Here is a 3,840-nt window from a genome sequence, read left to right on the forward strand (position 1 = left end):
CCAATATTTTCTAACATTACCCGGGCTAACATCACTGATCGTGACGGGGCGATTGCACTCGTCACCCTTAATTTAGAGCAGTTTAAATTGGTTCGAACCATGATGGTTGATAGTGGTTATACCGGCCAAAATTTTGCCAATGAGATTAGCAGTTTAACCTCAGCCAAGGTAATCGTCGTTAAATGAAATGAGTTACACCAATTTTCGGTTATCCCCCAACGGTGGCTCATTGAACGTTCATTTAGTTGGTTGGGAAATTATCATCGTTTATGGCGTAACTGTGAGCGTAAGCTCAACACTAGTCTCATGATGGTTTCGTTAGCTTTTATCAGGTTACTTCTCAAAAGATACTAAACAGTTTCTAAGATTTTTTGATGGTATCTTTAGATTGGGTCATGAAGTCCGTCCTAACTTATTGGTTTTGTCACTTATAAGTTTAAGGCTTCATGGCCTTTTTGGTCTAGTTATTTAGGTGTTGCACTTACATTGTAAATCCGGCGTCACAAAAAAATTGACTGACGAGTCAATAATTCGTTGACTCGTCAGTCAATCGCGACTATACTGTAGAGGTTGATCAGATATCGACATATTAAAACGTGTTTCAAGTTTGACCTTAAGGAGGATTACAAAAATGACAACAGCTATTATCGAACTTGACCATCTTCAAAAAAACTTTGGCAAGTTTGCCGCATTAAAAGATGTCAGTTTCACGTTGGCACCCGGTCAGGTTCTGGGTTTTCTAGGACCTAGTGGGGCCGGCAAATCCACGACCATTCGAGTTATTTTAGGCTTATTAAAAAAGAGTGGCGGCTCAGTGACCGTCTTCGGCAAAGATGCCTGGCGGGATGATGCGGCGATTCATCCACGCATCGCCTATATTCCTGGGGACGTTTATTTATGGCCAAATCTTTCTGGCGGCGAAATTATCGACCTATTGCTACGTTTAAATGGCCGCCAGCATAATCAAAAGACCGATGAACTAATCAAGGCCTTTGAATTTGATCCGAAGAAAAAAGCTCGTACCTATTCAAAAGGCAATCGTCAAAAAGTAGCGTTAATTGCTGCGTTGTCGCAAGATGCCGATTTGTATATTTTTGATGAACCCACTTCTGGGCTTGATCCATTAAATGAACAGATTTTCCAGCAAGAAGTTTTAAAACTGAAAAGAGCCGGTAAAAGTGTGCTGCTATCAAGCCACATTTTGTCCGAAGTCGAGCGAATGTGTGATTCAATTGTTATCATCCGTGATGGTAGTGTGATTGAGAGCAGCAATCTTGATCAATTACGGCATCTATCGCGGATCAAAATTGAAGTCACCACCGCTACCCCAATGACTGCTTTGGCAAAGCAAGCTGGCGTTCACGACCTCACTTATCGCGATTCCGAGCACACCAAGGCGGTTTTCACCGCTGATCGAGACGCGCTTGGCACCATCATGACCACACTGGCCGCCAACACCGTGGTCGACATGCAATCAACGCCGCCAACGCTGGAAGAATTATTCCTGCGTTATTATGGAAAGCAAGGTGAGACTCATGCGGCACAGTAATCGGAACGCAGGTTATCTGCTTCGGGCAAACCTCAAACAAAATCTAAAATTTTCACTCATCTGGCTTGTCATTTTGATCATGATGATTGCCAGTGGTGCTGGCAAATTGGAAGCAGACTTTGCAGGCGGGGCCTCGGGCTCTAAAGAGATTGTCAAAATGCTGCAAGCGCCGGGCATGGCGGCAATGTTTGGCGCGATGCCAAAGGTGGACACGTATAACACAGCGATTGTGTTTGCTGGTGTGATGGTCGTCTTCATGATTATTTTGCAGGCCTTATGGGTTATGCCGCTGATGATTCGCAACACCCGCGGTCAAGAAGAAAGTGGCTTGCTCGAAACGGTTCGCGCTCGCAATGTTGGGCGAACGGCTGCCATCACCGCCGCTTCGCTTGAGCTTCTCATCGACAGTGCCATAATGGGTATCCTCTATTTTGTCTCGTTGGCCGCTGTCAACATGGGTGGTACTGACTTGTACGGTGACTTCCTGTTTTCACTGGGGATGGTGATCGCCAACTTGCTATTCGGAGCCATTGCGTTGCTATTCGCGCAACTAACCAATAACACACGTACAGCCAATATGTTGAGCTACATGGTGCTGACTGCCGCTTATTTGGTTCGGCTGGTCACCGATATCCAGCATCAAAATCTGACGTGGTTATCACCAATTGGTTGGTTCGAAAAAGCAAACTTCTATACTGATAACAACGTCTGGGCTTTAGGTTTGGCCTTACTGGTCAGCATTCTGCTTGCGGCCAGCGCCACCATGATTGCCCGCAACCGCGATCTGGGCGCCGGGATTATTGCTGAACGCACCGGCCGAGCCAAAGCTGCCGGCTGGCTTCGCTCGATCCCTGCCTTACTGTGGCGAACTGAGCGCAGATTATTTGCTGGGTGGTTAATCGGCGCCGTGGTGTTTGGCGGCGTCATGGGTAGTGTGCTCGGCAGCGTTGGCGACATTCTTAAAACGAATCCGCTTTATCGTAAAATACTAGATGTTGGCCAAATCAACGCTGCCAATCAGACCATGGTCCTGTCATTCTTAGGCATGTATCTCGGCATTTTCGTCGCATTAGCCGTGACTGCTGGCGTCCAAGTGGCATTCCGACTCAAACGCGATGACAACCTTGGTTACTTGAGCGTCATTCATGCCGAAAAGCCAACGCGAACCACGATCAGTGTCAGCTACTATTGCTTTGGTCTGCTGGCAGGCGTGTTCGTCCTTTCTGCTGGGCTGCTGGCCTTGTTCTTCACTGGGAACACTGTTCTCAGTCACCCGTTGCCGCTCAAGTACCTCGGTCGCCTATTCGTGGCTAGCGTTCCGGCTGTGATATCGTTTATCGCCCTTGGCATCGCACTAGTCGGTCTGTGGCCACGCTTAAGCAGTCTATTCTGGCTGTATATGGGAGCCGGTCTGATCGTTCAAATTTTCCGGGGATTGTTTGATTTGCCAAAACACGCAGGCAACTTCACACCTTTTGGCTGGATTGCCAATGTACCGGTTGAAAACGTTGATCAAACATGGCTAATCGTGATGGTTGTTAGCGCTATAGTATTATTTATTCTTGGCATTGCTGGTTATCGCCGTCAGGATTTGAGCCTATGAAAAATGTTGTGACAGATCCTGAAAAGGTCACCCGAATCCTCAAAACAGCGACGGAAATTTTCGGCCAGCAAGGCTTCATCAAGAGCAAAACCGATCAGATTGTCAACCAAGCACAAGTATCTAAGGGCTTGCTCTTCCATTATTTTGGCAATAAACAAGCGCTGTATCTTGACGCTTTCAAATATGCCTATCATCGAATTTATGATCACATGGACCCTAAAAAGTGGCAGAATGCCCCTGGCTTGGCTGCCATGATGACCACTGCAGTTAAGTATGAGTTGAAACTACAATTCAAATTCCCAGCTGAATACCGCTTGATAATGCAAGCCTATGCTGATTTACCGCATTTTCCCGAACCGTTGCGACAACAAGTGCAGCAAGAAACAACTGCCATATCCGCTGAAATCGATCGCATTTTTCGCGAGAAAATTGAACAGCTGCCTCGTCGTGAGGGCCTGTCAGTCGATGACGTTTTCGGTGTCGTTTCTGCCTTAATCGCCCAACAAACGGCGGTCACCACCAGACTCATTGCCAGTGGCCATTATCGCAAGTTTGAAGATCTGCAGTCCGTGGTTGAGACGATGGCACGCCAGTTATTGATTGTCGAACACGGCTTTTTACCAGATGAAAGTTGACGTCAGCTGATAGATCAAAAAAGGTCATTAGGGTATAGTAAGAAATAATTAAC

4 protein-coding genes and 1 pseudogene are annotated in these 3,840 nt (G+C 46.7%); all 5 read left to right on the top strand.

Going from position 1 to position 3,840, the window contains the following annotated elements; all coding sequences use genetic code 11:
- Positions 1 to 186 (top strand): annotated as a pseudogene (locus CP367_RS10985) (IS5/IS1182 family transposase); the annotation flags it as partial.
- 63 nt (positions 187 to 249) lie between these two features.
- The gene (locus CP367_RS11190) at positions 250 to 354 is read left to right on the top strand and encodes a hypothetical protein (protein WP_003554982.1); all 105 of its coding nucleotides are present in this window, start codon (positions 250 to 252) and stop codon (positions 352 to 354) included.
- Between the two features lie 277 nt (positions 355 to 631).
- Positions 632 to 1,549, top strand: coding sequence for an ABC transporter ATP-binding protein (locus CP367_RS06510; protein WP_089146203.1), 918 nt, complete (start codon positions 632 to 634; stop codon positions 1,547 to 1,549).
- A complete protein-coding gene (locus CP367_RS06515) occupies positions 1,536 to 3,152 on the top strand; it encodes an ABC transporter permease (protein ID WP_089144295.1) in 1,617 nt (538 codons plus the stop codon). The genes CP367_RS06510 and CP367_RS06515 overlap by 14 nt, the downstream gene beginning before the upstream one ends.
- Complete coding sequence (locus CP367_RS06520) at positions 3,149 to 3,787, top strand: TetR/AcrR family transcriptional regulator (protein ID WP_089146204.1); 639 nt, start codon at positions 3,149 to 3,151, stop codon at positions 3,785 to 3,787. Before CP367_RS06515 ends, CP367_RS06520 begins: the two co-directional genes overlap by 4 nt.
- Positions 3,788 to 3,840: the final 53 nt, after the last annotated feature.

This window comes from Lactobacillus sp. UMNPBX16 (assembly GCF_002553775.1).
Lineage (GTDB): Bacteria > Bacillota > Bacilli > Lactobacillales > Lactobacillaceae > Lactobacillus > Lactobacillus crispatus.